This is a genomic window from Microbacterium immunditiarum (assembly GCF_013409785.1).
Classification (GTDB): domain Bacteria; phylum Actinomycetota; class Actinomycetes; order Actinomycetales; family Microbacteriaceae; genus Microbacterium; species Microbacterium immunditiarum.
This window is the reverse complement of the sequence record NZ_JACCBV010000001.1, coordinates 434,226-459,944: the sequence shown is the minus strand read 5'-3', so window position 1 is coordinate 459,944 and position 25,719 is coordinate 434,226. Positions and strand designations below refer to the sequence as shown.

Sequence of the window (25,719 nt, the reverse complement as noted above, 5' to 3'; positions counted from 1 at the left end):
GGCCTCGGGCGGCGAGGAACCGGTCGCCGACGCCGCAGCCCGGTCGGCACCCTTACCCCCCGCGGTACACGCCGCGCGCAGCGAGCGGAGCCTCGGGCGGAGCGGTACCCCCCGCAAACGGTTCGGCTCGGACGGCATGCATACGAATCGTTGTCGGCGACGGTTGAGAACCAGGCCAAAACGACGGGCGAAAACTAGGCCACCGATTCGTCGTTTCGTCAGTCTGCCGGATCTTGCGTCTTGATGCTGGGGAGGCTGTCGATGCCTCGTCCGCGGAGCCGGTAACTGGCGCCCTTCAGCGTGAGCACGTCGGCGTGGTGGACGATCCGGTCGATCATCGCGGCGGCGACGGCTTGGTCTCCGAAGACGCCGCCCCAGCCAGAGAACGGCAGGTTGCTGGTGAGGATCAATGAGGCGTGTTCGTAGCGGGATGAGACGAGCTGGAAGAAGAGGTTTGCGGCGTCTTGCTCGAACGGGAGGTAGCCGACTTCGTCGACGATGATCAGCCCGTAGCGTCGTAGCCGGGCGAGTTCCTGCGGGAGCCGGCCCTGCCGGTGAGCGTCGGTGAGACGGGTGACCCAGTCCGTCGCGGTCGCGAACAACACCCGGTGCCCGTGCCTCGCGGCAACGATCCCGAGAGCGGTCGCGAGATGAGTCTTGCCGGTTCCGGGCGGGCCGAGCAGGACGACGTTCTGCGCCTCGAGGAGGAACCCTCCGGAGGCGAGTCCGGCGATCTGCTGACGGGCTGCCGGCTGAGCGTCCCAGTCGAAGTCCTCGAGAGTCTTCCGGGCGGGGAACCCGGCGGCTTTGATCCGCAGCTCCGCGCCAGACGCGTTCCGCGCTGAGACTTCGCGTTCGAGGACGGCGGCGAGGTAGTCCTCGAACGACCAGCCCGCGTCCCGTGCTTGGGTGGCCATCCGGCCGGCCGCTTCAGTGATCCTCGGTGCTTTCAGCGCTCCGGCGAGATAGGTGATCTGCTTGACGGCGTCGGTCTGCTTGGCGGCCATCAGGCGACTCCCTCGATCCCGAAGGCGCGGTCGTAGTCAGCGAGATCCCTGGTGAGGTCGTCTCCGACGACGGCAGGGCGGGGCTGCTGGAACTGCTGCCGCAACCGTCGCGCCGTCTCGACATGAGCCGGGTCCGTGACGATGCTTCCGCGCGCCCAGACCCGGGCGTGGTCGGCGACGACGCGCCCATCCATCCTGACTCGGACGCGGTCCAGGTCTGCGGTCACGTCAACGATGCGGCCGATCGCTTGCGGGTCGACGGAGTAGTCGGACGCATCGAGGCGGACGTAATAGTCCCGGCCGAGCCTGACCCGTTCCCGCCAGCCCAGCTGCAACGGGATCGGCGGCAACGGCAGCATCCTCGAGCGGTCGTGCTCGATCAGATCGACCGGACGTGCCTTGAGGGTCCGCACGACCCTGCCGTTCGCGTTCTCCAGCCAGTCGGCGAGCTGGGCGTTGAAGTCCGCCGGTGAGGCGAAGGCCCGGCCGGGCATGAACGAGGTCTCGAACCAGCCGTTGCGCCGCTCGACGATCCCCTTCGACTCCGGGTCGAAGGGGCGCAGCTGCACGACCTTCGCCGCGAGGGTCCCCGCGAATGCGGCGACGCCTTGCGCGAGCCGCCCCTTCTGACCGATGCCGGGCTCGTTGTCCCAGATCAGCCGTCGCGGCACCGCCCCTAGTTGCTGGATCAGCTCCCACGACCCGAGCAGCAGATCCTCCGTCTTGCGCGTCGGGATCATCCTCGCGGTCACGAACCTCGAATGCGCCGCGACGATCACCAACACCGGCAGCAGCACCGCCGTGCCGTCCTCGAGCGGGATCTTCCGGGGCGGGAACCACAGGTCGCACTGCGCCGCATCACCCGCTGCCCAACTGAGCCGATCAGCGGGATCGACCGGGCGGTGCTCCGGCCGCAGCCGACGCACGTTCTCCCGGAACCAGGTGATCGACCCCGACCACTCAAGCCGCTCCGCGATCACCGTCGCCGGCATCGACGGATGCTCCGCCAGCAACGCTCTGACTCTCGCCTCGAACGGCGAGAACGACGTCGGCTGCAGCGGCCGCTGATACCTCGGCGGCCGGTCAGACCGCACCGCCGCCGCGACCGTGTCCCGCGCGATACCGAGATCTCGAGCAACCTGACGCTGCGGAACACCGTCCGCGACAAGCCGCCTGATCAACGCCCAATCTTCCAAGGAGATCACCCACCCAATCTGGTCCGGGTGGCCTAGTTTTCAAGCGTCGTTTTGGCCGGGTTCTGGAGCGTCGTCGACAATCGTTTGAGCCAGCACCAAAGTGCCGCGCCAGATCAGTGGAGGGGATGACGGGAATCGAACCCGCGCTCTCAGCTTGGGAAGCTGATGTTCTGCCATTGAACTACATCCCCGGACAGTGCTCGGCCAGCATAACAGGCGACCGCGATCGGCCTTGATCTCGCGCGCCCGCGCCGCGGGGGTAGGAGATGTGCCGTGCGTCGGACGCCGCCGACGGCATCCGTCCTACCTCTACATCATCTCCTACGCTCGCAAGCCGACGCCCGCGACCAGGGCGCCCGCGACCAGGGGCCCACAACCAACCGACCCCACCTACCGCGACACGGCGGAGCGGATGCCGCGGCATCCGCTCTAGTCTGGTCAACGTGCTGCTCAGCGACCGTGACATCCGCCTCGAGATCGGCGCCGGCCGCATCGGGCTGGACCCCTGGAACCGCGAGATGGTGCAGCCGTCGAGCGTCGACGTGCGCCTCGACCGGTACTTCCGGCTGTTCGACAACCACAAGTACCCGTTCATCGACCCGGCGCTCGACCAGCCCGACCTCACGCACCTGATCGAGGTCGATCCGAGCGAGCCGTTCATCCTGCACCCGGGGGAGTTCGCGCTCGGGTCGACGTTCGAGCAGGTGACCCTGCCCGACGACATCGCCGCGCGCCTCGAGGGCAAGTCCTCGCTCGGCCGCCTCGGGCTGCTCACGCACTCGACCGCGGGGTTCATCGACCCCGGGTTCTCGGGCCACGTGACGCTCGAGCTGTCGAACGTCGCGACGCTGCCGATCAAGCTCTGGCCTGGCATGAAGATCGGGCAGCTGTGCTTCTTCCGGCTGTCGTCGCCGACAGAGTCGCCGTACGGCACCGGACCGTACGGCAACCGCTACCAGGGCCAGCGGGGTCCGACGGCATCGCGGTCGTTCCAGAACTTCCACGTCACCGACGTCGGGGTGAACGACTCGGGCTCGCGCGGCGCCTGAGCGCGGCATCCGCCGCCGCGCACGAGAACCGTCAGAAGCTCGTCACCAGGTCGCCGAGCACCGACTGCAGCTTCGACGGGTCGGTCGCGTCGTAGTAGTGCGCGCCCGTGGCGCCCGAGATCGACTGCAGCGTCTTGACGTCGGCGTCCGCCCCGTACGCGAGCGTGAAGAGGAGCACCGGCGTCGAGTGGTGCAGGTCGCGCAGGTTCGCGAGCACCTGGTCCGCCCCGATCGTGGGGGCGTTCGGGGCGTCGTTCTCTCCGTCGCTCAGCAGCACGACGGCGTTGATGCGCTCGGGCGACCACGACGCGGCCTGCTGCGCGGCGAACGTGTCGACCGCCTGATACAGCGGAGTGTCGCCCATCGAGCGGATGCCGCCGAGCGCCGCGAGGAACGCATCGCGCGACGACCCGATGTCGCTGGGCGCCGCCAGAAGACCCGGAACCATCGATCCGTCGGGCGCCTGCGCGAACGCCGCGAGGCCGACGTCGTCGCCGGTCGTGAAGTGGCCGAGCGCCGCCTCGATCGCCTTGCGCGCCTGCGTGAGCTTCGTGTCGGAGTCCGAGATGAGCTCGTCCATCGAGCCCGAAACGTCGAGCAGGAAGAGCACGTTCGCGCGCTTGCGCACATCGGGGAACGCCGTCTGCACCGCGGTGACGACGTCGCCCTCCGGGAAGCCGAGCACCCCGTCGCGGTCGACATCCAGGCGACCCACCCGCGCGACGTCGGCGTCCAGCGCGCGGTTGAGGTCGCGGTAGCCCGAGGTGCGCACCGCCGCCTGCCCCTGCTTCGTGAGCGTGAAGCGGATGAAGTCCGCCGCCGCCTCGGCCTCGACCGGGTCGATCCACGGGCCGGTCAGACGGATCGCAGGGTTGTTCGCCGTGTAGTACCCGTCGCTCGGGTAGATCGCGGTGAGTTGCTCGGCCGGCGGGTCGTCCTGCACGACGGTCACGCCGTCGCGGCTCGTGATGCCGCGGTTGTAATCCCACACGGACTTCTCGTCGACGATGACGGCCGACAGGAAGTCGGCGGCGGTTCCGGATGCCTCGGCCTGCCGCGCGTGCCACAGGAAGTGCTCCGGCGTGGCCATGTAATGGCTCGTCGCGAGCTCGTTCTCATGGACGGCGCCCTTGATCGCGGCATCCGCGACCTGCGCCGCCGTGAACCCGTCGAGGGAGCCGGCCGCCGTGCCGAACGACACGAACATGGCCGCCTCGCCCGATGTCGCCACGAGCGGGCTCGTCTTGCCGAGTTTGAAGGTGCCCCACTCCGGGTGCCCGAGGCCGCTCCAGAGATCGGGATCTCCCGCAGCCTGGAAGACCTCGGTCCAAGTGGGGGCGTCCTCGTCCCATCCGACGGCCTCGGCGAGCGGCTGAGGCATCGCGAGCACGATGTGCGAATACGCGACGCTCGTCCCCTCGGCGTGCAGCACGGTCGCGCCCTTCGCGAGGGCGATGTCGACCCACGTCGACGAGTCGGGCAGCCACACGGTGGGCTTCTGGTCGTCGGCGAGCGAGGCGAAGCCGGATGCCACGGCATCCGCCGCACCGCCCGACTTGTCTTTGCTCGCCTCGACCGTCACGCACGACCCCGCCACGTTGCGCGGCTGGCTGTTGTAGGCGGCGGCGAGGTTCTCGACCATGTGGGCGTTCTCGAACGATGCCAGCACCCGCACGACTGCGCACGGTTCCGCGCCGGCCGTCGCAGCGGGCTCGTCGTCGGGGAAGACGATCAGCTCGCGCGTGGGCGTCGGCGTGGGGTCGGGCGTCGCGGCGGCCACCTCGTCGGAAGGGGCGGCGATCGCCGAGACGATCATCGTCGAGACGGCTCCGATGGCTCCCACGAGCACAACGATGCCGGTCACGGTCGTCCACAGCACGAACCGGCGGCGACGGCGGCGGCGTCGCATGCGCCGCTCCTCGATCGCCGAGGGGATCCGGCCGCTCACTACGAAAGCTCCAGCGGCCCCGCCGCCCGGGCGCGGCGAAGCAGGGCACGCGCGGCGCAGAGGCCGCCGCGGATGAGTTCGCGCATGGGCGGGTCACCTCAGGTCGGGGGGCACACCTGGGCCGGTTCGGGGGCCGGCGTTGCGCAAAGCCTACCGTCAAGCGGCTCCCGCGCGCGAGGAGATCAGTTCGAGGCTGTGTTGAGCATCCCCACGATGACCGCCGTCCACCACGCGGCCTGCGAGACGAGCGCACTCCACAGACACCACAAGCGCAGGTTCCGCGGCAGCGCCGTGTACCGCACCGTCCCGGGCAGACGGGAGAGCTCGGCGTTGAGCTTTGTGATGGCGACGCCGTTCATGGCGGCGACGAGCACTGCCAGCATCTTGATGACGGTCAGGGGGTCGGACAGGTCCGGCTGGAGGAAGGCTCCCGTCGCGAACAGCCCGCCGATGCCGAGCCACGCGAGCCCGCTGACCGTCCGCTCGACGCGACGCAGGTCGCCGAGCGTCGAGCGCCGCGCCATCCACAGCAGGCCCGTGACCTCGAGCATCACGGCCGATCCGAGCCCCACGACGACTGCGGCCAGATGCAGGAAGAGGGCGGGGTAGTAGACCCACGCCGGTGGACTGACGGAGATCCCCACCCACAGCGAGAGGAAGAGGGCGATCATCGCCGCCCAGTACGCGACGGCACGTCCGTGCCGCGCGGCGCGTCGTCTCTCGGCGAGGGGGATCGTCACAGAGGCCTTCCGGGTCGAGCATGTGTGCGCGACGACCCCCCGGTCGCACGGGCGCGCAGACGCCCGAAGCGAGGGTATCCGAACAGCGGGGTCGCTTCGGTTACACGGATGTATCGAAGACCGAACATGACGAGGGGCACCGGTCGGTCCCGGTGCCCCTCGCATGGGAAATGCGGCGACGGATGCTCAGGCGATCCGCTCCTCACGGCCGCGCGCGTACCCCGCGTCGAAGCCGCGCTCGTACGCGTGCTCGGTGCGGCCGTGCCCGTGCTCGTGCGCGCCGTGCGCGTGGCCGTGGGCGCCGCGGCATCCGTGCTCGTGCCATGCGTGTGCGTGGCCGGGGCCGAACGCCGGGCCGAAACCGTGACGGAACCCGGAGCCGAAGCCGCCGCCGAAGCCCGGCCCGAACCCGCCGAAGCGCCCGCGGCGCCGGCCGCGCCGGCCGAAGCCGCGGCCGCGCTCGGCCCAGGCCTGCTCGTCCCAGCCGAGCTCTCGGGCGATCGCCTCGATCGAGGCCATCGTCGTGGCGAAGTCCTCGGGAGAGACAGCGCCCGAGACGCGTGCGCGGAGCTCGTCGACGATCGCGCCGAGCCGTTCCTTGGCGGCCCGGCCCTCGTCGGTGAGCGCCCACGAGCCGTCGCCCTGCTCCTCGATCCAGCCGCGCTCCTCGAGGCGACGGAGGTGCTTGCCCTTGCGGGCGAGGCGATCGGCCAGCCCGGGGGCGTCGACGTCGCCGGACAGTGCGTTGAGCGTCATCCAGTCGCGCCGCGTGACGCCTTCGTTCGCGAAGGCCTCCGCGAACCGGCGGGTGAGCAGGTCGTCGACGACGCGCAGCCAGTAGCCGAGCGGTCGTCGCTGAGTGGGGGTGCCGTTCGCCTCGTCGTGCGAGTCGGCGTGGTCATGGTTTTCGAAGTCGTCGGAGTGCATGTGTGCGGTCCTTTCGCGTGCCGCGGGAGCGGCGATGGAGTCTTCCGGCGCGCACCCGGCCGGAGGGATGTATGTCAATCGACATGTACTTGTAGCTTGACATGCATTCCGAATGCATGTCAAGTTGCATGTAAATTGGGATCGTGCCGAATCCTGCCCAAGACCCCGCTGACGCGATCGCCGCTGCCCTGGCGACTCTGCGGGGAAGACGGATGCCGCGCCCCGACGCGCACGATCACGACTCGCACCACGGACACCGCGGCCGGCACGGCCCTCCGTGGATGCACGGCGGTCCCCACGGGCGCGGCGGCCCGCACGGCGGGCCCCACGGGTTCGGCGGACCACCCTGGGCATGGGGCGCACGCGTCGGCGGGCCCGCGCGGCTGCGGCTGCTCGAGGCGCTGGACGCGGCATCCGCCCCTCTGTCGGTCAGCGAGATCGCCGAGGCGATCGGCGTGGACCAGCCGCGCGCGTCACGACTCGTGCAGCAGGGCGTCGAGCTGGGTGTCGTCCGCCGCGAGGCCGACCCCGACGACGCGCGCCGCACTCGGGTCGCGCTCACCGACGCCGGGCGTTCGCTCGTGCGGGGGTTCCGCGGCGAGCGGCGCGACGCGGTCGACGCCGCCCTCGCGGACTTCACCGAGGCCGAGCGCGTCGAGCTCGCGCGCCTCTTGACGAAGCTCGCCGACGCCTGGCCGGGCTGACCTCAGCCCGCGGTGCCGTCGCGCGGGGGCTGCGTGTGCGACGGGAACCGCACGAGCAGCAGCAGCACGAGGCCGATCGCCAGCACGATCGCGATGCCGAGAACGCCCCAGATCGTCGCGCCGAACGCGGCGATGAAGAGCGTCCACATCGCCGGCGCGAGGAAGCTCGCGACGCGACCGGTCGTCGCGTACAGGCCGAAGATCTCGCCCTGCATGCCCTCGGGCGTGACGCGCGCGAGCAGCGACCGGCTCGCCGCCTGAGCGGGACCGACGAAGGCGGACAGCACGAGGCCGCCGATCCAGAACACGAGCTTGCCGGTGTCGTGCAGCAGGAAGAGGAGGACGGCCATCGCGACGAGGCCGGTCAGGGCGAACACGATCACGTTGCGCGCCCCGAACCGATCGTCGGCGCGCCCCGCGAAGATCGTCGAGACACCGGCCACCACGTTCGCTGCGATCGCGAAGATGAGCACCTCGTTGCTCGTGAAGCGGAACGAGATCGCCGCGAGGATGCCGCCGAACGCGAAGACCCCCGCGAGGCCGTCGCGGTACACGGCGCTCGCGAGCAGGAACCAGAACGTCGGCCGGTGCACCCGGAACAGAGCCACGATGTCCTTCACGAGCACGACGTACGACCGGAAGAAGCCGACCCTGGGGCTCTTCATCGCGGGTGGCGCCTCGGGGACGTTGAAGAAGAGGGGCAGCGCGAACACGATCGTCCACACGGCGCATCCGACAGCGATGACTCGGTACGCCATGCCGTTGGACGTGTCCATCCCGAACCAGTCGAGCTGGGTGAGCACCACGACGAGCGTGAGCGCGACGATTCCGCCGATGTACCCGAGACCCCAGCCCAGGCCGCTCACGCGCCCGATCGTCTTCGGCGTCGACACCTGCACGAGCATGGCGTTGTAGTTCACGCCCGCGATCTCGGACACGACCGCGCCGAGCGCCAGCACGATCGCCCCGTACCAGAAGTAGGCGGGGTCGGCCTGCGCGAAGAACAGCGCGAACTGCACGAGCGCGAGCAGCACCGTGAACACGATGAGCCAGCGCTTCTTGCGGCCCGACCGGTCGGCGGTCTGCCCGAGGACGGGCGCGAGCAGCAGGATCACGATGCCCGCGAGCGTGGTCACGAGGCCGTAACCGCTCGAAAGGTCGGCGAGCGCACGCTCCTTCGCGGGGTCGTCGTCGGCGAGCGCGGCGAGCTCGGGCGGGAGGAAGCTCGCCGACACGAGGTAGAGCGATGCGAACACGAACGTCAGCAGCACCGAGTTGAAGGGCTGCGCCGCCCAGTCCCACAGCGCCCACGAGATGACCTGCTTGCGCGGAACCGGCTTCTCGGAGCCCGCGTTCTCGAACACCTCGCCGTACGCGGCGAGCGCGAGCGTGTTGGCGGTCGCCGGGAGGTCGGCGGGGCGCTGCGGTTCGGGCTGGGCGGCGGACGGATCGGGTTCCATGTGCGTCACGCTAGGGTCCTTCGGTGAACGGCGGGTGCACCGACTCGGCGGGTGGGCGAGACGGATGCCGCGGTGCGTCGTTGCACCGCCCGCTCAGGCTACGCGGTGGCAGCGGCAGCCGGCCACGCGCGATCGGCGAGGTGCCAAGATTCAAAGTTGAGTCACGCGGACTCAACTTTCTTGACTCCGATTTCCGCAGGCAGTACGCTTGAGTCTGGTCGGCTCAAGATCGTGCGTCACGTGAGATCGAGCATCCGGCCCCCAAGACTTTCACGCAGAACCAACCCGGGTCCGCCCTCTTCGACGGGTCCGCCATGAAAGAGAGAAGAAACACATGGCACGTGCTGTTGGAATCGACCTCGGAACGACGAACTCCGTCGTGAGCGTCCTCGAGGGCGGCGAGCCCAAGGTCATCGCGAACGCCGAGGGCTTCCGCACGACCCCGTCCGTTGTCGCCTTCACAAAGGACGGCGAGGTGCTCGTCGGCGAGACCGCGAAGCGTCAGGCCGTCACGAACGTCGACCGCACCATCACGTCCGTCAAGCGCCACATGGGCACCGACTGGAAGACCCAGCCGATCGACGGCAAGAGCTACACGCCGCAGGAGATCTCGGCGCGCATCCTCCAGAAGCTCAAGCGGGACGCCGAGCAGTACCTGGGCGACGCGGTGACGGATGCCGTCATCACCGTTCCGGCGTACTTCAACGACGCCGAGCGCCAGGCCACGAAGGAGGCCGGTGAGATCGCGGGCCTGAACGTTCTGCGCATCATCAACGAGCCCACCGCCGCCGCCCTCGCGTACGGCCTCGACAAGGGCAAGGAGGACGAGCTCATCCTTGTCTTCGACCTCGGTGGCGGAACCTTCGACGTCTCGCTCCTCGAGGTGGGCAAGGACGACGACTTCTCCACGATCCAGGTGCGCGCGACCGCCGGCGACAACCGCCTTGGCGGCGACGACTGGGACCAGCGCCTCGTCGACTACCTCATGAAGCAGTTCAAGGACACGACGGGTGTCGACGTCTCGAGCGACAAGATCGCACTGCAGCGCCTCAAGGAGGCCGCCGAGCAGGCGAAGAAGGAGCTCTCGAGCTCGACGTCGACGAGCATCAACCTCCCGTACCTGTCGCTGACCGAGTCAGGTCCCGTGTCGCTGAGCGAGACGATCACGCGCGCCAAGTTCGAGGACCTGACGAAGGACCTCCTCGACCGCACCAAGAAGCCGTTCGAGGACGTCATCCGCGAGGCCGGCATCAAGCTGGGCGACATCGACCACGTCGTGCTCGTCGGCGGCTCGACCCGCATGCCCGCCGTGAGCGAGCTCGTCAAGCAGGAGACCGGCGGCAAGGAGCCCAACAAGGGCGTCAACCCCGACGAGGTCGTCGCCGTGGGCGCGGCCCTGCAGGCGGGCGTCCTCAAGGGCGAGCGCAAGGACGTGCTGCTGATCGACGTGACCCCCCTGAGCCTCGGCATCGAGACCAAGGGCGGCATCATGACGAAGCTCATCGAGCGCAACACCGCCATCCCGACCAAGCGCAGCGAGACCTTCACGACCGCCGACGACAACCAGCCGTCGGTCGCCATCCAGGTCTTCCAGGGCGAGCGCGAGTTCACGCGCGACAACAAGCCGCTCGGCACGTTCGAGCTGACCGGCATCGCGCCGGCGCCGCGCGGCATCCCGCAGATCGAGGTCACGTTCGACATCGACGCGAACGGCATCGTGCACGTGTCCGCCAAGGACAAGGGCACGGGCAAGGAGCAGTCGATGACGATCACCGGCGGCTCGTCACTGCCGAAGGACGACATCGAGCGCATGGTGCGCGAGGCCGAGGAGCACGCGGCGGAGGACAAGAAGCGCCGCGAGTCCGCCGAGACGCGCAACCAGGCCGAGACGCTCACGTACTCGATCGAGAAGCTGATCAAGGAGAACGAGGACAAGCTTCCCGAAGAGGTCAAGAACTCGGTCCAGGGCGACGTCGACGCGCTCAAGGCGGCTCTCGCGGGCGACGACGACGACGCGGTCAAGACCGCGTACGACAAGCTGTCGCAGTCCCAGTCGCAGCTCGGCGAGGCGATCTACCAGGCCGGCCAGGCGGCCGGTCAGAACCCCGACCCGGCGGCTAACGAGCCCGGTGGCGGCAACGTGCCGAACCCCGAGGAGGACGTGATCGACGCCGAGGTCGTCGACGACGAGGACGAGAAGAAGTAACCATGGCTGACAAGGACCGAAACGCGAATCCCGGGCCCGGAGGGCCCGACGGCGAAGAGGTCCGTCCGGACGAGGAGGGGTCGGAGGCTCAGGCCTCCGGCCCCGTCCCGCAGGACGGAGCGGATGCCTCGGCCCAGGCCGAGGCGCACGACGAGCTCACGGTCGACGACATCCTGGGTGCGCCCCAGAATGCGGATGCCGCGGCCGAGGACGCCGTGATCGCAGACCTGGAGTCGCAGCTGCTGAACGACCTCAAGCGCCTGCAGGCGGAGTACGCGAACTACCGGCGGCGCACCGAGGAGCAGCGCGAGGTCGAGATCGAGCGTGCGAAGGGCTCGGTCGCGAAGGGGCTGCTGCCCGTCCTCGACGACCTCGACCGCGCCGAGAAGCACGGCGACCTCGAGGAGGGCTCGGCCTTCTCCGTGATCGCCGAGAAGGTCCGCGGCGTTGCCGCGCGCATGGGGCTCGCCGCCTACGGCGAGGCCGGCGAGCCGTTCGACCCGCAGCAGCACGAGGCGATCTTCCAGGCGCCGACGCCCGGCACGAGCGAGCCGACGGTGCTCGAGGTGGTCGAGGTGGGCTACCGCCTCGGCACGGTCGAGTTGCGCCCCGCGAAGGTCGTCGTGGCAGTGCCGGCTGATCCTGAGGCGAGCTCGGGGGGCCAGGCATAGCCCATGGCCAGCCAGGACTGGTTCGACAAGGACTTCTACAAGACGCTCGGCGTGTCCAAGGAAGTGTCCGACGCGGATCTGAAGAAGACCTATCGCAAGCTCGCGCGCAAGTACCACCCCGACAGCAACCAGGGTGACGCGGCGGCCGAGGCGAAGTTCAAGGAGATCAGCGAGGCCTACTCGGTGCTCTCCGACCCCGAGCAGCGCACCGAATACGACCAGATCCGTGCGATGGGCTCGGGCGCGCGGTTCACCGCGGGCGGCCAGGGCGCGGGCGGATTCGAGGACGTGTTCTCGATGTTCGGCCAGGGTCGAGGTGCGCGCTACGAGACCGGGGACTTCGACGACATCTTCTCGATGTTCAACCAGCAGCCCACCGGCGGCTTCGGCTCGGGTCGCTTCGGCCAGCCGAGCGGGGGCTTCCGCGGCTACGGCGGGCCGACGCGCGGTGCCGACGTCACGGCGCGCACGACGATCGACTTCATCACCGCCACGAGGGGCGAGACGATCACGCTCCAGGGCGAGGACGGCAAGCCGTTCAAGGTGAAGATCCCGGCCGGCGTCGCCGACGGTCAGCGCATCCGGCTGCGCGGCCGCGGCCGCCCGTCGCCGGACGGCGGCGAGAACGGCGACATCGTGGTGCTCGTGACGGTGCGCCCGCATCCGGTCTTCACGCGCGACGGCCTCAATCTGCGCGTGACCGTCCCGGTCACGTTCACCGAGGCGGCGCTCGGCGCGACGATCGAGGTTCCCACGCTCGGCGGTGACCCCGTGAAGCTGCGTGTCGCGCCCGGCACGCCGTCCGGCCGTGTGCTGCGGGTGAAGGGCCGCGGCGTGCAGACGCAGAAGGGCACGGGCGACCTCCTCGCAGAGGTCCAGGTGGTCGTGCCGTCGCACCTCGACGACCGGGCACGCGAAGCGCTCGAGCGCTTCCACGACCTCGAGCCGAAGGAGAACCCGCGGACGGACCTGATGGCGAAGGCCAAGGGCTGATGTGCGGCGGACGGTGGTGAGAAGCGATGGGTGAGCACGACGAGATCGACGAAGAGGCGCCGATCCTCTCGATCGCCGTCGCCGCCGAACTGTCGGGGCTGCATCCGCAGACTCTTCGGCAGTACGACCGGCTGGGCCTCGTCGTGCCCGCTCGCACGCAGGGCGGGTCCCGCCGGTACTCGCTCCGTCACGTCGAGCAGCTGCGCCAAGTGGCGCGGCTGTCGGGTGACGGCATGAGCCTCCCCGCGATCGCGCGCATCCTCGAGCTCGAGGAGCGCGTGCGCGTGCTCCATCGCCAGGTCAGCGAGCTCGAGCAGCGCGTGCGCGCCGAGCTCGAGAACCGCCCCGGCGCGCGCGTGTTCGCCGCCGGCCCGACCGGCGCGGTCGTGCGCCTGCGCCACGGAACGCGCGTGCGTCGCGCGACCGACATCGTGCTGTGGCGGCCGCGGCCCGGGGTCGCGCTGCCCCCCGAAGAGGAGTGATCCGGCGGCGCATCCGCCGCCTCGTCAGAGCGGTCGCTCCAGGTGGTACGACCCCTCCCGTGAGACGCCGACCAGCCGCCAGCCGCCGGCCATGAGCGGGCTCAGCGCGCCCCGGAGCGCGAGGCGCCACAGGCGCGCCGCATCCGGATCGCGCGTCCGCAGCCCCTCGATGTCGCGCGGGATGTCGACGCGCACCGCCGCGGCATCCGCCGGCAGCGGCAGCGCCGCGGGCCGGTCGTCCGCCACGACGAGAACCGGTGGCGCACCGGTGTCGACCTCGCCCGACGCCGGCTCGTCGTCGAGGGTCCACTCGATGAGCATCCGGTCGCTCTCCTGACCGGCGTTCACGCCGTCGCTCATGACGCCGTAGAAGTCGGAGAGATAGCGGATGCCGCGCGCTGCGAGCGTCTGGACGTTGAAGTACGCGTTGCGTGCGACGAGCGGGTCGAAGGTCCACGTCATGCGGCGCGCTCCGTGCTCGAGTGCCCACGCCCGCTGGTGGAACTTGAGCGCGCGCCCGACGCCGCGACCCGCGACCGCGGCGTCGACGCCCGTGATGTGCGAGTGGAGCGCGGATTCCGCCGGCGGGTGGAAGAACCCGACGCTCGCGCCGATGAGGCGGCCGCCGCGGAACGCGCCCGCGACGTAGTTGTCGCTGTGCGCGAGCGCCACGAGGAGCCCGGGGTTGACGTGCGAGCGATCGACGTCCACCCGCCAGACGCGCGCGAACAGCGCGGATGCGTCGACCATCTCGTCGGGCGACGAGAGGAGACGGATGTCCGCACCGGCGGCCTCGGCGAGTCGGGCGGCGTCGTCGCGCGCGGTCGCCACGAGGCGCCCCTGCTCGAGGGTCACGGTCATGACGGCGCCACTGCCGGGAGGAAGCGGTAGCCCATGTACGCGCCGCCCGGCACGGGGCGGAACTGCGACCACCCCGCGAGGTCGGGCGTCGTGAACGCCCACACGCCGTCCACGTCGGACGGCACGAGGTCGATGAGCGTGGCCGGCGGCGCCTCGCCCGTGCGCAGAAGGTCGGTCAGGGGCGTCACCTCCAGCTGGAAGCCGGACTCCTTCTGCGCCACCAGGACGTGCGTGCCGGCGGTGCGGTACTCGCCGAGGGGCGCGTCGCCGCCGCGATCGCCCGCCGCGAGAGGATCCGCGATCACCGTTCCGTCGACGAGCTGCGCCGCCTCGGCGAACAGGTCGTGGTAGAGCCCGTCCGCGTGGCCGCCGGTCGTGAGCAGCGCGATCGCGGTGCGGGCGCCGGGAAGGATCCGGAGGTACGCGCGCTGGCCGATCGTGCCGCCGTCGTGGCCGTAGACGGTCCGTCCGTTCCAGTCCTGCAGGAACCAGCCGAGGCTCCACGCGGCGGTGGAGGTCACGGCATCGCGCAGGCTCACCTGCTCCTCGAGCATCGCGTGGTGGGCGGCCTCCGACAGGATGCGCGTGCCGTTGGGGGCGACCCCGCCGCGCATCGCCGCCGCCGCGAACGTGAGCAGGTCGCCCACACTCGCGTCGATGAGTCCGGCGGGGCCCATCGACCGCGTGATCGGCCACACGGGGACGGGCGCCGCGAGCGCGCCGGCGCCGGTGTGGCCGGTCGCCGTAGCGAAGCGCGGCACATCGTCGAGCAGCGTCACGGTCTGCGTCAGGCCGAGCGGCTCGATGATCCAGCGACGCAGCGCCTCGTCCCACGTCGTGTCGCGCAGGGCCTCGACGATGCGGCCGGCGAGCACGAAGCCCGAGTTGCAGTACGAGAAGCGCTCGCCGACCGGCGTGATCTGCGCCGCGGTCGACAGCGATGCCACGTACCGCTCGACGCAGTCGTCGCCGCGTCCGGTGTTCGTGAAGAGGTCGCCGTCCATGCCGCTCGTGTGGGTGAGCAGGTGCCGCACGGTGATGCGCTCGGACGACTCGGGGTCGGCGGTCGTGAAGTCGGGCAGGACGCTGCGCACGGGTGCGTCGAGGTCGAGGAGCCCCTCGTCGACGAGCTGCATGACGAGGATCGCCGTCCACACCTTGGTGATGGAGCCGATCTGGAACACGGAGTCGAGCGTCGCGGGCTGTCCGGTGCTCGCGTCGAGCACGCCGGATGCCGCGCGCGTCGTCGCGAGCACGTCGCCGTCGTCGTCGAGCTCGACGATCCCGAACTGAGCGCCGACCACGCCGTGCAGGCGCGCGAGCTCGTCCAGCCGGCGCTGCCAGTGCGCGGCATCCGAGACTCGGGGATCGGCCGGGACCGCACGCCGGACGCGCGTGTGCCGCTCGACCCAGTCGACGATCCTCTTCGTGAAATCGATGCGGGTCGGCGTCGGCGCGGAGAGCGGCAGGAGGTGGCTCTGACCGGGGTAGACGGCGAGCTGCGCCGGCACGCCGTTGATCCGCAGCGCGGAGAACCACTCGCGGGCCTGCGAGACGGGGCAGAGCTCGTCGGCGTCGCCGTGGAGGATCAGCGTCGGGGTCTTCACGGCGTCGACGCGCGTGATCGGAGATGCCGCGGCGAGGCGCTCGTGCCCCGATGTCGGGTCGACACCCGTCGTGAGTCGCGAGAAGTACGTGGCGTTCTCACCGTCGGCGGCGAGCGGCACGAAATCGCACAGGAGCCCGCCCGCCACCGCAGCGCGGAAGCGATCGGTGCGCGTCGTGAGTTCGCACGTCATGAACCCGCCGTAGCTGTAGCCCGTGACGGCGAGGCGGTCCGGGTCGGCGATGCCTTCTGCCACGAGCTGGTCGAGGGGCTCGAGGAAGTCCGCGGCATCAGCCTTCCCCCACGCGCCGTCGACGGCGCGCATGAAGTCGTCGCCGAACCCGTCCGACCCGCGCGGATTCACCATGAGCACGCGCCAGCCGCGCGCCGCGAGCACCTGCTGGTAGAGGTGCACCGCGTCGGCGACGCCGCTCCACGCGTTGTGGGGACCGCCGTGCACGTGGAGCAGCAGGGGCGCCGCGCCCTCCGCGCCGGGCGCCGACAGGAGCCACGCCTGCACGCGCGTGCCGTCCGAGATCTCGAACTCGCGTTCCTCGGCGGTCGCGAGCTCCACGCCCTCGAACGCCGAGGCGGTGAAGTCGGTGAGCACCGCGACCTCGCCCGTCCGCACGTCGACGGTCGCGATCTCGCCGAAGCTGCGCTCCGTCGTGAGGACGAACGCGGCGACAGGCGCCTCCGTGGCGACGGCGAGCGCCGAGACGACACGCTGCGGACCGGCTACGAGCGGTTCGGGGCTCGCGGCGTCGCCACGGAGGACGTAGAGGTGGGTCGCACCGCGCTCGCGCGCGCAGAACAGCAGATCGCCGTCCGCGGTGCACGAGGGTGCGCCCCCGGGGTAGGCGGGAGCCCCCGCCATGACGTTGCGGTCGAGGCCCGCCGTGACGTCGCGGTCGGTGTCCCCGCCGAGCGACAGGCGAAGGAGCCCCCGGTTTCCGACGCGCGGTCGCGCGGTGCCCACGCCGAACACGGCCGAGCCGTCGGGCGCCCACGTGAGCGAGCCTGAGACGCTCAGCGCGTCACCCACGCGGCGCGGACGCGGCCACACGGCATCCGCCTCGACGACCCATGCCGCGCTCGTCTTCGTGACGTCGGAGTCGTCGCCTGCGGCCGCCGTGTACGCGAGCATCGTGCCGTCCGGCGACCAGCGCGGCGCCAACACGTCGAAGTCGCCCGTCGTGAGGCGGCGAAGGCCGGAGGCGTCGAGGACGAAGAGGTGGCGCCGCGCGGCGCCGACCCAGCCCAGCCCGTCGCGTTTGTGGCCGAGGCGGTCGACGATGATCGGGCCGGGCGATTCCGCGTGCACGGATGCCGCGAACGCCAGCCGCTCGCCGTCGGGGCTGATCGCGACCCGGCCCGCGCCGTGCGGGAGATCTTCGGCCGTCGTGACGGCGACGGCTTCGCCGCCGTCGAGCCGGATGCGGTGGATCTGCGGCACCCCGTCGACCCTGCGCAGGAAGTACACCGTCTCGCCGTCGGGAGCGATCCGCGCGAAGCCGTCGGCCGGACCGGATGTGAGCGGACGGGGCGTCGCGCCGGGGCTCACCGTCCACAGCGAGCGGACCGCGCCGTCCGGAGTCTCGGCGACGCGGGTGAAGACGACGGTGCTCCCGTCCGGGGTCACCGCGACATCGTCGAGCGTGATGATGCGGGCGATGTCCTCGAGGGCGAATGGGCGGGTCACTCGTGGTCTCCTTCGGTGGGGAACATGGGCACGCCCACACGCGGGATCGCCGCGATGAGCTGCCGCGTGTACGCGTGCTGGGGGTCGTCGATGACGCTCACCGCAGAACCCTGCTCGACGACCACGCCGTCGCGCATGACGGCCACTTCGTCGCACAGCTGCCGCACGACGGCGAGGTTGTGGCTGATGAACAGGACTGTGAGCGACAGCCTCCGCTGCAGCTCGGCGAGGAGGTTGAGCACCGTCCCCTGCACCGAGACATCGAGCGCCGAGGTGATCTCGTCGGCGAGGATCACGCGCGGCTCTGCCGCGAGAGCGCGCGCGATCGCGACGCGCTGACGCTGTCCGCCTGAGAGCTGCGACGGCCGGTCGCCCGCGCGGCTCGCGCTGAGCTCCACGAGCTCGAGCAGCTCGGCGACGCGCGCGCGCCGATCGGCGGTCGACCGCCGCTCGCCCGCGCGTCGCGCCCGCACGATGAGCGCCTCGTCGATCGAGTCGCCGATGCTCATGCGCGGGTCGAGGCAGCTGTTCGGGTCCTGGAAGATCATCTGGATGTCCTGCCGCACATGCGCGACGCGGCCGCGGGCGTGGGCAACCTCGACCCCGTCCAGCCGGATGCTCCCGCTCGTCGGCTCCGCGAGGCCCACGGCCGCGCGTGCGAGCGTCGACTTGCCCGAGCCGGACTCGCCGACGAGACCGACGATCGATCCCGACGGGACGCGGAGGTCGACGCCGTGGATGACCTGGCGGGCGGATCGGCCGGCGCCGTACGCGACGCAGACCTCCTGGAACTCGAGGGTGCTCATGAGACGGGCTCCAGCTGCTCGACGGGGAAGCGCTCGCGTTCGGCGATCGTCGCGAACGGCGAGCCCGGGACGGCGTCCATCGTCGGGACGGACTCCACGAGCGCGCGCGTGTAGGGGTGGACGGCGCGCCCCGCGACGAGGTCATCCGTCGTGATGTCCTCGACCACGCGCCCGCGGTACATGACGAGCACGCGTGTGCAGATCGAGGTCACGACCGCGATGTCGTGCGACACGAGCAGGATCGCGACGTCCTTCTCGCGGTTGATGTCGTTCAGCAGCGAGAGGACTTCGCGCTGGACGGTGACGTCGAGGGCCGTGGTGGGCTCATCCGCGATGATGAGCGCGGGCTCGCCCATGAGCCCCGACGCGATCATCGCGCGCTGGCGCATGCCGCCGGAGTACTCGTGCGGGTACTGATGCGCGCGCCGCTCGGGATCGTCGATCTGCACGGCGCGCAGGCGGTCCAGCATCCGCTCGTCCGCTTCGCGGCGCGACAGGTTCTCGTGCAGCCGGCCGATCTCGGCGACCTGCGGCCCGACGTGGAGCGCCGGGTTGAGCGAGGTCGACGGGTCCTGGAACACGAACGCCATGCGCGTGCCGAGGTGGTGCGCGAGCTCGGCGGCGGGCGACGAGGGGATCACGCCGTTCCGGACCACCTCGCGACCGTCGAACCGCACCGACTGCGCGCTCGCGACGAGCGGCTCTTCGACGAGCGCCGCGACCGCCATGCACGTGAGCGACTTGCCCGAGCCGGACTCGCCCACGATTCCGACGATCTCCCCGCGCATCACGTCGAAGTCGACGCCGTCGACCGGGTGGGTCCAGCCGTCCTCGGCCGGCACCGAGATGCGCAGTCCGCGGACGGTCAGCACGGCATCCGGATCGACCGGTTCGTCCGACGGCGCGGGTCGCTCGAGCGGCCGACGGTGCCGCGCGCGTGTGGCGTTCTCGACGCCGAGCGCCTGCGCGAGCGTCTCGCCGATGAGCGTGAAGACGACTCCTGCGAAGACGACGGCGATGCCGGGAGCGAGGGCGGTCGCGGGGTTCACGTAGATCTTCGAGAGGCCCTCGTTGAGCAGGCGCCCCCAGTCGAACTGCGGTGCCTGCACGCCGAGGCCGAGGAACGACAGCCCGGCGAAGGCGACGAGGGCGCCGCCGGCGCCGATGCTCGCGTTCACGATGAGGGGGTCGCGCACGTTCGGCAGCACGTGCCGCAGGAGGATGCGGAACCGGCCGACGCCGAGCACGCGGGCCGCGAGCACGTAGTCGCGACCCGAGACGGATGCCGCGAGCGTCTGCGCGAGCCGTGCGAAGAACGGCACCATCGCGAAGCCGATCGCGAGGACCGCTCCGAGGATCCCGGTGCCGACCACGATCGAGACCACGATCGTGAGCAGCAGCGCGGGGAAGGCGAGGGCGATGCCTGTCGCGCTCACCACGAACCGCGCGCCACGCCGCGGGAGGATCGTCGGCAGGAAGCCGACGAGCACGCCGAGCGTCACGCCGAGGAACGTCGCGGCGAGCGCCATGAGCACCGACAGCTGCGCCGCGGTCAGCACGCGCGCGAGCACGTCGCGGCCACCGGCGTCGGTGCCGAGCGGATGCTCCGGGCTCGGCGGCGCGGACAGCTGGGTGAGGTCGGCGACCGTGGCCGCTTCGCCCCAGATGAGCGGGCCGAAGGCGACGAAGAACGCGAGCACGAGGGAGCCCGCGATCGCGCCGAGACCGATGGGTGAGAGCACCGCGGGGCGGACGCGGCGACGGTTCTGTCCGGAGGCGAGCGGCTGCTCGAGCGACTCGGCGGCGACGGCGGGGCCGATCGACATCACGCCTCCTTCATGGCGGATCGGGGATCGAGGACGACCAGGACGACGTCGACGATCAGGGTGACCAGCAGCACGATGAGGCCGTAGACGATCACGACGCCCTGAGCCAGCGGGAAGTCCTTCGTGCGGATGGAGTCCACGATCGTGAGGCCGAGGCCCGGCCACGCGAAGATCGTCTCGACGAGCACCGTGCCCGCGATGAGCGCCCCGAGGATGAGGCCGCCGATCGTGAGCGCGCTCGTGAGCAGGTTGGGCAGCGCGTGCCGCACGTAGAGGCGGAGGCGGGGCATCCGCTTCGACCGTGCCGTGCGCACGTAGTCCTGTTCGAGCACCGTGAGCGCCTCGGTGCGGACGATGCGGGAGAGCCCTGCGATGCCGCCGATCGACAGCGCGAGCACCGGGAGGATGTACGACTCGGGGCCGGACCTGCCCGCGACCGGGAGCAGATGGGTCGCGACCGCGAACACGTACACGAGGCCGACGCCGATGAGGAACTCGGGGATGACGGCGAACAGGCCACTGAGCGTCGTGTAGCCGAAGTCGAAGCCGCGGCGGCGGCCGCCCCGCGTGAGTCCGGCGACGACGATGCCGAGCGGCACCGCGACCACGAGGGTCACCACGAGCGCGAGGATCGCGAGCTCGAGGGTCGCCGGCAGTCGCTGGGCGATGATCGTCGTCACCGGCACCTGGAGCGAGAACGACTCGCCCAGGTCGCCCGTGAGCAGGCCCAGCCAGAAGTCGACGTACTGCTGCCACAGCGGGAGGTTCAGGCCCATCGCCTCGCGCTTGGCGTCCACGACCGACTGCGGTGCGTTGATGCCGAGCGCGTTGCGGATCGGGTCGCCCGGGATCATCCGCACCATCAGGAACGACACGGTGACCAGCACCACGATCGAGATTGCGAGACGCCCGAGCCGGCGCGCCAGGAAGGCGCCCCAGGTTCCTTGTCGGGCCCTGCTGCGGTCGCCCGTGGGAGCGACCGCAGCAGGGGCGTCGATGTCGATGCTCATGCGCCCCGGATCACTTGAGGACGCGGATCGCGCCGGCGGGGAGGATGCCCGCGACCGGGGCGACGAGCGACGTGGCGCCGTTGAAGTACATCTTGTAGGGCGTGACCGACACCGGGATGATGTCGACCGCGTCGAACAGCGCCTGCTCGGCCTGCTTCCACAGGTCGCACGCGGCGTCGCCCACCTCGAGCGAGGCCTCCGCGGTCAGGTCGACGTACTCCTGGTTGTCGATCGACGGGAAGTTCGTGCCCTCGGGGATCGTCGGCCCGCTGAGGTACGGGATGAAGATCTCCGGCGTGTTCGACTGCAGGTTCAGACCGACGCTCACATTCCACCCGCTCGGGTCGGATGCCGCGAACGTGCTCCCGACGAGGAAGCCCTGGTCGCCGCCCTTGAGCTCGACCTCGACGCCGAGGTTCTCCCACTGCGTGGCGAGGTACTCGGATGCCGCGCTCACGGTGTCGGTCGTGTTGTTGTACACGAGCGTCACGTGCAGGGGCTGCCCGTCGCGCTCGTACACGCCGTCGGCGTTCTTGGCCCATCCGGCGTCCTCGAGGGTGGCCGCGGCGGCGTCCTCGTCGTACTCGGGAAGACGGTCGGCGATGCTGTCGTACGCGCACGTCTTGGGCTCGACGGTGATGAGCGACGTCGCACGCTCGCCCTTGCCGCCCGTGATGATGTCGGTGAAGCTGTCGAGGTCCGCGGCCTGCGTGAGCGCGGTGCGCACCTCGACGTCCGCGGTCGACACGCCGGCGAGGTGGTTGAAGATGAGCTCGCCCGACAGGTTCGGCGACGACTTGTAGTCGAGGTCCGCGAGGCGTGCCTCGTCGGCTCCGGAGACGACCGCCGCGTTGAGGCCCTTCGAGAGCAGCAGGTTGGCGGTGGTCGAGGCATCCGTCACGACCTTGACCGTCACCGTCTTCGGCGCGCCGGGGGTGTCGGACGTCGCGAAGCCTTCGGGACCCCACGAGTACCCGTCGCGGCGCGTGAGCGTCACGTGGTCGTTCGCGACGACCTCGGTGATCTCGAACAGGCCCGTGCCGTTGCTCGCGGCCGACACCGACGACGGATCCTCGAGCCCGGCGTCGCACACCATCGCCTGGCCGCCGAGGTTGTTGAGGAGGAACGGCTTCGGCTCGGGGACCTCGACCGTCACGACATTGCCCTCGGCGGTCGCGACGGCGGATGACGGGATGATCGAGTCGCGCAGCGGTGAGCCGTTCGCCTCGTCGACGATCCAGTTGAAGTTGGCGGCCGCCGTCTCGGCGGTGAACTCACTGCCGTCGGAGCACGTGATGCCGTCCTTGATGGTGAAGTTCACCTCGGTCGGGCTCACCTCCTCCCAGCTCTCGGCGAGGAGCGGCTGCATCTCGCTCGTCTCGGGGTCGACGAAGACGAGCGACTCGTACGCGAAGGCGTTGACGACCTGTGCTGCGACGAGGTTCGTCAGCAGCGGGTTGAGGTCGCCCGGATCCTGCGCGATCGCGACGGAGAAGGTGCCGTCGATCGCGAAGTCGTCTGAAGCCCCGCTGTTGCCGGAGGGCGTGCCTGTCGAGCAGCCGGCGAGGGCGAGGGGGGTTACCAGGGCCACCGACAGGATGGCCAAGGCGCGGGTTCTGTTCATGAGCATCCTCGATCATGTGCGCGGGAACGATGCAGGGGGGTCGGCATCCCGTTAACGATCCGTGCGCGTTCCGGAGAATTCATCGTGCGTTCGTCCAACGCTGCCGACGGCGTTCGGTCAGATGCACGAGGTGGGTGGGGTTCGGTCGGGTCGGGTCAGATCTCGAAGAGCCGGAACTGCAGCATGAGGCCGAAGCGGGTCTCGGGATCGGTCAGGTCGACGTCCGCGATCTCGGCGATCCGCGTCAGGCGGTACCGGAACGTGTTCTTGTGCACATGGCACCGCGCGGATGCCGCGGTCACGTCGCCGAAGTGATCGAGCCACGCGCGCAGCGTGTTGACGAGCGTCGTGTCGTGGTCTCGGTCGTACTCGATGAGGGTCGCGAGCGGACCCGCGGGGTGGACGCGGTCGGCGATGAGCGAGTCCGACACGCGCAGCATGAGCGCGTCGACCTGCACCTGCGAGAACTCCGCGACGCGCTCGCCTCCGCGCCGCCTCGTCCGCAGTACGCGGAGCGCGGCATCCGCCCCCCGCCGCGATTCCGGCAGCTGCGCGATCTCGGTCAGGACATCCCCGACGCCCGCGAACAGCGGCGAGGGCGTCTCGATGCGCTCGACGAAGCCGCGCGCCACCGACACCGCTTCGGCCGTCCCGCCGGAGCGCAGCGGGAGCACCGCGTAGATCACGCCGCCGAGCAGCGCCGCGATCGCGCGCGGGTAGATCGGCTGGAGGTACGTGCTGAAGGCGCTCGCGGTGCGCTGCGCCTGGGCCTCGTCGCGCGCTTCGTCGCCCTCGGAGCGACCCTCCGCGTGCTGCGCCGCGAGGGCGATGACGCACGCGGGGGAGTCCGCGATGTTGAGCTGCTGCGCGGCCTCGCGCGAGCGCGCGCCCCCGTCGAGGAGCTGCGACACGAGACCCGCGCGCAGGCGCTGCGACGCGTCTGCGGCGACGCGCGCGCGCAGCATCGTGAGCGCGACGAGCCGTGCGGCCTCGACCATCCCCTGCTCGCGCTGCGCGCTGAGGGGCTCCGACACGATCGCCCAGATCGAGCCCAGCAGCTCCTCGCCGGCCTTGACCCGCATCGCGACGCGGGGAAGGACCTCCGGATGCGGCGATGCCATGAACACCGGACGATCGGACGTGTAGATCTGCCGGAAGAGCCCGCGCTGCCGCACGGTCTCGCTGTACGTGTCGGGCACCTGGAGGCCGAGGATCGTCAGCCGCCGCGCCTCGTCCGTTCCGGCCTGGTCGGCCGAAAACGCGAGCACGCGCGACGACAGGTCCTCGATCGTGATCGGCGCGTGCACGAGCGACGCGAGCGAGTTCGCAAGTTCGAAGAGGTCGGTGCCGGGATCGGTCGCGGCCTCCGGCGTGCCGATCGCGTCGATCTGCAGCGCACGCGTGAGGAACGTCGCGATCTGCATCCACGACGCGCCGTCGGCGAGGCCGAGGACGGCGACGCACCCTTCCTCCGCGGCGCGCGAGAGCTCGGGCGTCGACGGCACGGGACTGCGCAGCACGAGGGCGGATGCCCGCGCGGCAGCACACTCGCGCACACGCGCCACCGCGGACTCTGCGTCGGTCGCCGTCATGTCGAGCACGATCGCGTCGGCGTCGAGCGGGATGCGCGAGGCGGGGTCGTACAGGTTCACGGCGGATACGCGCCGGCGGCGGTCGAGCGGACCCGATTCGAGGGAGAGCAGTCCCGCTCCGAAGCGGTCCATGAGCGTGCCGAGGCTGGGCAGTGTGCCGAGACTCGGCGCGTCGGCTATGACGGCGGATGAGCCGGGGGAGACAGGCATTCGCGAGATTGTACATACGCGGCCCATCCGATTCGGCCGATCGACCAAAGGCTGTGGACAACGCCTTGACCATACTTGGACGCGTGACCCCCATCACCGTTCGCGACCTCGCCGCAGCCCGTGACGCGATCCTCGACGAGTTCGCGGTCGTCGGAGTACGCGGCCTCCTCCACGCCGTCGACATCGACACGGGTCACGAAATCGGGGTGAACTCCGACGAGCTCGTCGTCACCGCGAGCGTCTTCAAGCTGCCGATCCTCGTCGAGCTCTGCCGCCAGTACACGACCGGCCGGCGCACCCCGGTCGAGCGCATCCGCATCGCCGCCGGAGAGTACGTCGTGCCGGGCTCGACCGGCATCGCCCCAATGCTCGACGATGTCGAGCTGTCGCTGCGCGACCTCGCGTTCCTCATGATGTCGGTGAGCGACAACCGCGCGACCGACGTCATCGCCGACCTCGTCGGCCTCGACGCCGTGAACGCCACCCTCCGCACCTTCGGCCTCGAGCGCACGACCGTCGAGGTGGACTGCCGCGGCATCTTCCGCAGCATCGAGGAGGACCTCGGCATGAGCCTCGAGCAGCTCGACGCCGCGGTGAGGGCCGACGAGGGGGGCATCGCCGATCGCATCCGCGGCCTCAGCTGCAGCGACCCGGCGGCGACCGACCGCACGACGCCGCGCGAGATCACGACCCTGCTCGCCGCGGTGTGGCGCGACGAGGTGATCGGAGCGGATGCCGCCGCCGAGGTGCGCCGCATCCTCGGGCAGCAGGCGTGGCCGCACCGCCTCATGGCGGGGTTCCCCGACTCGCGCATCCGGGTGAGCGGCAAGACCGGCACGATCTTCGGCGTCCGCAACGAGGCCGGCGTCGTCGAATACCCCACGGGCGAGCGCTTCGCGATCGGCGTGTTCCTCCAGGAGCCGTGGCTCGAGCAGCGCAACCCCGACGCAGATCGCGTGATCGGCACGGCGGCCCGCATCGCCACGGACTACCTGCGCGAATCGCAGACCGCGTACCCGGCCTGACCCGGCGCCTCCCGCGAGTGCACGGCTTCGCGTCGAAAGCGCGGCGTGGCGACGCATCCGGGTCGTTCACTCGA

At 70.6% G+C, this 25,719-nt stretch carries 20 protein-coding genes and 1 tRNA gene; 7 read left to right on the top strand and 14 right to left on the bottom strand.

Annotated features, from left to right (window positions below; translation table 11 throughout):
- Positions 1 to 218 precede the first annotated feature (218 nt).
- The 3 genes from istB to BJ991_RS02080 all read right to left on the bottom strand — a co-directional run bounded on the left by istB (position 219) and on the right by BJ991_RS02080 (position 2,394).
- A complete protein-coding gene (istB, locus tag BJ991_RS02090; RefSeq protein ID WP_179487034.1) occupies positions 219 to 1,007 on the bottom strand; it encodes an IS21-like element helper ATPase IstB in 789 nt (262 codons plus the stop codon).
- Complete coding sequence (istA, locus tag BJ991_RS02085; RefSeq protein ID WP_179487033.1) at positions 1,007 to 2,212, bottom strand: IS21 family transposase; 1,206 nt, start codon at positions 2,210 to 2,212, stop codon at positions 1,007 to 1,009. Before istA ends, istB begins: the two co-directional genes overlap by 1 nt.
- Positions 2,213 to 2,320: 108 nt before the next feature.
- Positions 2,321 to 2,394: transfer RNA gene (locus tag BJ991_RS02080), tRNA-Gly, on the bottom strand.
- Between the two features lie 252 nt (positions 2,395 to 2,646).
- Between BJ991_RS02080 and dcd the strand changes: the two genes are divergently transcribed.
- Positions 2,647 to 3,252, top strand: coding sequence for a dCTP deaminase (gene dcd, locus BJ991_RS02075; protein WP_179487031.1), 606 nt, complete (start codon positions 2,647 to 2,649; stop codon positions 3,250 to 3,252).
- 31 nt (positions 3,253 to 3,283) lie between these two features.
- Here the strand turns inward: dcd and BJ991_RS02070 are convergent, their stop codons facing one another.
- From BJ991_RS02070 to BJ991_RS02060, 3 genes are all read right to left on the bottom strand, one after another.
- Positions 3,284 to 5,161, bottom strand: coding sequence for a vWA domain-containing protein (locus tag BJ991_RS02070; protein WP_179487029.1), 1,878 nt, complete (start codon positions 5,159 to 5,161; stop codon positions 3,284 to 3,286).
- A gap of 221 nt (positions 5,162 to 5,382) precedes the next feature.
- The gene (locus BJ991_RS02065; RefSeq protein WP_179487027.1) at positions 5,383 to 5,940 is read right to left on the bottom strand and encodes a hypothetical protein; all 558 of its coding nucleotides are present in this window, start codon (positions 5,938 to 5,940) and stop codon (positions 5,383 to 5,385) included.
- A gap of 186 nt (positions 5,941 to 6,126) precedes the next feature.
- Complete coding sequence (locus tag BJ991_RS02060) at positions 6,127 to 6,867, bottom strand: MarR family winged helix-turn-helix transcriptional regulator (protein ID WP_246301005.1); 741 nt, start codon at positions 6,865 to 6,867, stop codon at positions 6,127 to 6,129.
- Between the two features lie 212 nt (positions 6,868 to 7,079).
- Here BJ991_RS02060 and BJ991_RS02055 point away from each other — a divergent pair, with 212 nt between their 5' ends.
- The gene (locus BJ991_RS02055) at positions 7,080 to 7,571 is read left to right on the top strand and encodes a MarR family winged helix-turn-helix transcriptional regulator (RefSeq protein ID WP_246301004.1); all 492 of its coding nucleotides are present in this window, start codon (positions 7,080 to 7,082) and stop codon (positions 7,569 to 7,571) included.
- Positions 7,572 to 7,573: 2 nt separating this feature from the next.
- On the opposite strand, the gene BJ991_RS02050 is transcribed toward BJ991_RS02055, so the two are convergent.
- On the bottom strand, positions 7,574 to 9,031 hold the full coding sequence (locus BJ991_RS02050; RefSeq protein ID WP_179492389.1) for an MFS transporter: 1,458 nt from the start codon (positions 9,029 to 9,031) through the stop codon (positions 7,574 to 7,576).
- 334 nt (positions 9,032 to 9,365) lie between these two features.
- Between BJ991_RS02050 and dnaK the strand changes: the two genes are divergently transcribed.
- Genes dnaK through BJ991_RS02030 form a run of 4 tightly spaced genes read left to right on the top strand, consistent with a single transcriptional unit; the run spans position 9,366 to position 13,383 of the window.
- Positions 9,366 to 11,237, top strand: a complete 1,872-nt coding sequence (gene dnaK / locus BJ991_RS02045) for a molecular chaperone DnaK (protein ID WP_179487025.1) — start codon at positions 9,366 to 9,368, stop codon at positions 11,235 to 11,237.
- 2 nt (positions 11,238 to 11,239) lie between these two features.
- Entirely contained in the window at positions 11,240 to 11,908 is a 669-nt protein-coding gene (locus tag BJ991_RS02040) for a nucleotide exchange factor GrpE (RefSeq protein ID WP_179487023.1), read from the top strand.
- A gap of 3 nt (positions 11,909 to 11,911) precedes the next feature.
- On the top strand, positions 11,912 to 12,901 hold the full coding sequence (locus BJ991_RS02035) for a DnaJ C-terminal domain-containing protein (RefSeq protein ID WP_179487021.1): 990 nt from the start codon (positions 11,912 to 11,914) through the stop codon (positions 12,899 to 12,901).
- Between the two features lie 26 nt (positions 12,902 to 12,927).
- Positions 12,928 to 13,383: a heat shock protein transcriptional repressor HspR gene (locus BJ991_RS02030; RefSeq protein WP_179487019.1), complete on the top strand. Its 456-nt coding sequence runs from the start codon at positions 12,928 to 12,930 to the stop codon at positions 13,381 to 13,383.
- Positions 13,384 to 13,407: 24 nt separating this feature from the next.
- On the opposite strand, the gene BJ991_RS02025 is transcribed toward BJ991_RS02030, so the two are convergent.
- The 7 genes from BJ991_RS02025 to BJ991_RS01995 all read right to left on the bottom strand — a co-directional run bounded on the left by BJ991_RS02025 (position 13,408) and on the right by BJ991_RS01995 (position 24,620).
- Positions 13,408 to 14,244, bottom strand: coding sequence for a GNAT family N-acetyltransferase (locus BJ991_RS02025; protein WP_179487017.1), 837 nt, complete (start codon positions 14,242 to 14,244; stop codon positions 13,408 to 13,410).
- Positions 14,241 to 17,552, bottom strand: coding sequence for a serine hydrolase (locus BJ991_RS02020; protein WP_179487015.1), 3,312 nt, complete (start codon positions 17,550 to 17,552; stop codon positions 14,241 to 14,243). Before BJ991_RS02020 ends, BJ991_RS02025 begins: the two co-directional genes overlap by 4 nt.
- Positions 17,549 to 18,358 carry an ABC transporter ATP-binding protein gene (locus tag BJ991_RS02015; protein ID WP_179487013.1) on the bottom strand — a complete coding sequence of 270 codons (810 nt, stop codon included), beginning with the start codon at positions 18,356 to 18,358 and terminating at the stop codon, positions 17,549 to 17,551. Before BJ991_RS02015 ends, BJ991_RS02020 begins: the two co-directional genes overlap by 4 nt.
- Positions 18,355 to 20,184, bottom strand: coding sequence for a dipeptide/oligopeptide/nickel ABC transporter permease/ATP-binding protein (locus tag BJ991_RS02010; RefSeq protein WP_179487011.1), 1,830 nt, complete (start codon positions 20,182 to 20,184; stop codon positions 18,355 to 18,357). Before BJ991_RS02010 ends, BJ991_RS02015 begins: the two co-directional genes overlap by 4 nt.
- The gene (locus BJ991_RS02005; RefSeq protein WP_179487009.1) at positions 20,184 to 21,194 is read right to left on the bottom strand and encodes an ABC transporter permease; all 1,011 of its coding nucleotides are present in this window, start codon (positions 21,192 to 21,194) and stop codon (positions 20,184 to 20,186) included. The genes BJ991_RS02010 and BJ991_RS02005 overlap by 1 nt, the downstream gene beginning before the upstream one ends.
- Positions 21,195 to 21,204: 10 nt before the next feature.
- Positions 21,205 to 22,818, bottom strand: coding sequence for an ABC transporter substrate-binding protein (locus BJ991_RS02000; protein ID WP_179487007.1), 1,614 nt, complete (start codon positions 22,816 to 22,818; stop codon positions 21,205 to 21,207).
- A 155-nt stretch (positions 22,819 to 22,973) separates the two neighbouring features.
- Complete coding sequence (locus BJ991_RS01995) at positions 22,974 to 24,620, bottom strand: PucR family transcriptional regulator (RefSeq protein ID WP_179487005.1); 1,647 nt, start codon at positions 24,618 to 24,620, stop codon at positions 22,974 to 22,976.
- 83 nt (positions 24,621 to 24,703) lie between these two features.
- On the opposite strand from BJ991_RS01995, the gene BJ991_RS01990 reads away from it, so the two are divergent.
- The gene (locus BJ991_RS01990; RefSeq protein ID WP_218852836.1) at positions 24,704 to 25,645 is read left to right on the top strand and encodes a serine hydrolase; all 942 of its coding nucleotides are present in this window, start codon (positions 24,704 to 24,706) and stop codon (positions 25,643 to 25,645) included.
- The last annotated feature ends 74 nt before the right edge of the window (positions 25,646 to 25,719 follow it).

Bases quoted from the DNA above. Each gene is read 5' to 3' on its own strand.
- BJ991_RS02015 (WP_179487013.1), bottom strand. From the start codon at position 18,358: ATGAGCACCCTCGAGTTCCAGGAGGTCTGCGTCGCGTACGGCGCCGGC.
- BJ991_RS02060 (WP_246301005.1), bottom strand. From the start codon at position 6,867: ATGCACTCCGACGACTTCGAAAACCATGACCACGCCGACTCGCACGAC.
- BJ991_RS02055 (WP_246301004.1), top strand. From the start codon at position 7,080: ATGCCGCGCCCCGACGCGCACGATCACGACTCGCACCACGGACACCGC.
- istB (WP_179487034.1), bottom strand. From the start codon at position 1,007: ATGGCCGCCAAGCAGACCGACGCCGTCAAGCAGATCACCTATCTCGCC.
- BJ991_RS02050 (WP_179492389.1), bottom strand. From the start codon at position 9,031: ATGGAACCCGATCCGTCCGCCGCCCAGCCCGAACCGCAGCGCCCCGCC.
- BJ991_RS02035 (WP_179487021.1), top strand. From the start codon at position 11,912: ATGGCCAGCCAGGACTGGTTCGACAAGGACTTCTACAAGACGCTCGGC.
- dnaK (WP_179487025.1), top strand. From the start codon at position 9,366: ATGGCACGTGCTGTTGGAATCGACCTCGGAACGACGAACTCCGTCGTG.
- BJ991_RS01995 (WP_179487005.1), bottom strand. From the start codon at position 24,620: ATGCCTGTCTCCCCCGGCTCATCCGCCGTCATAGCCGACGCGCCGAGT.
- BJ991_RS02040 (WP_179487023.1), top strand. From the start codon at position 11,240: ATGGCTGACAAGGACCGAAACGCGAATCCCGGGCCCGGAGGGCCCGAC.
- BJ991_RS02000 (WP_179487007.1), bottom strand. From the start codon at position 22,818: ATGAACAGAACCCGCGCCTTGGCCATCCTGTCGGTGGCCCTGGTAACC.
- BJ991_RS02005 (WP_179487009.1), bottom strand. From the start codon at position 21,194: ATGAGCATCGACATCGACGCCCCTGCTGCGGTCGCTCCCACGGGCGAC.
- BJ991_RS02010 (WP_179487011.1), bottom strand. From the start codon at position 20,184: ATGTCGATCGGCCCCGCCGTCGCCGCCGAGTCGCTCGAGCAGCCGCTC.
- BJ991_RS02070 (WP_179487029.1), bottom strand. From the start codon at position 5,161: ATGCGACGCCGCCGCCGTCGCCGCCGGTTCGTGCTGTGGACGACCGTG.
- BJ991_RS02030 (WP_179487019.1), top strand. From the start codon at position 12,928: ATGGGTGAGCACGACGAGATCGACGAAGAGGCGCCGATCCTCTCGATC.
- BJ991_RS02025 (WP_179487017.1), bottom strand. From the start codon at position 14,244: ATGACCGTGACCCTCGAGCAGGGGCGCCTCGTGGCGACCGCGCGCGAC.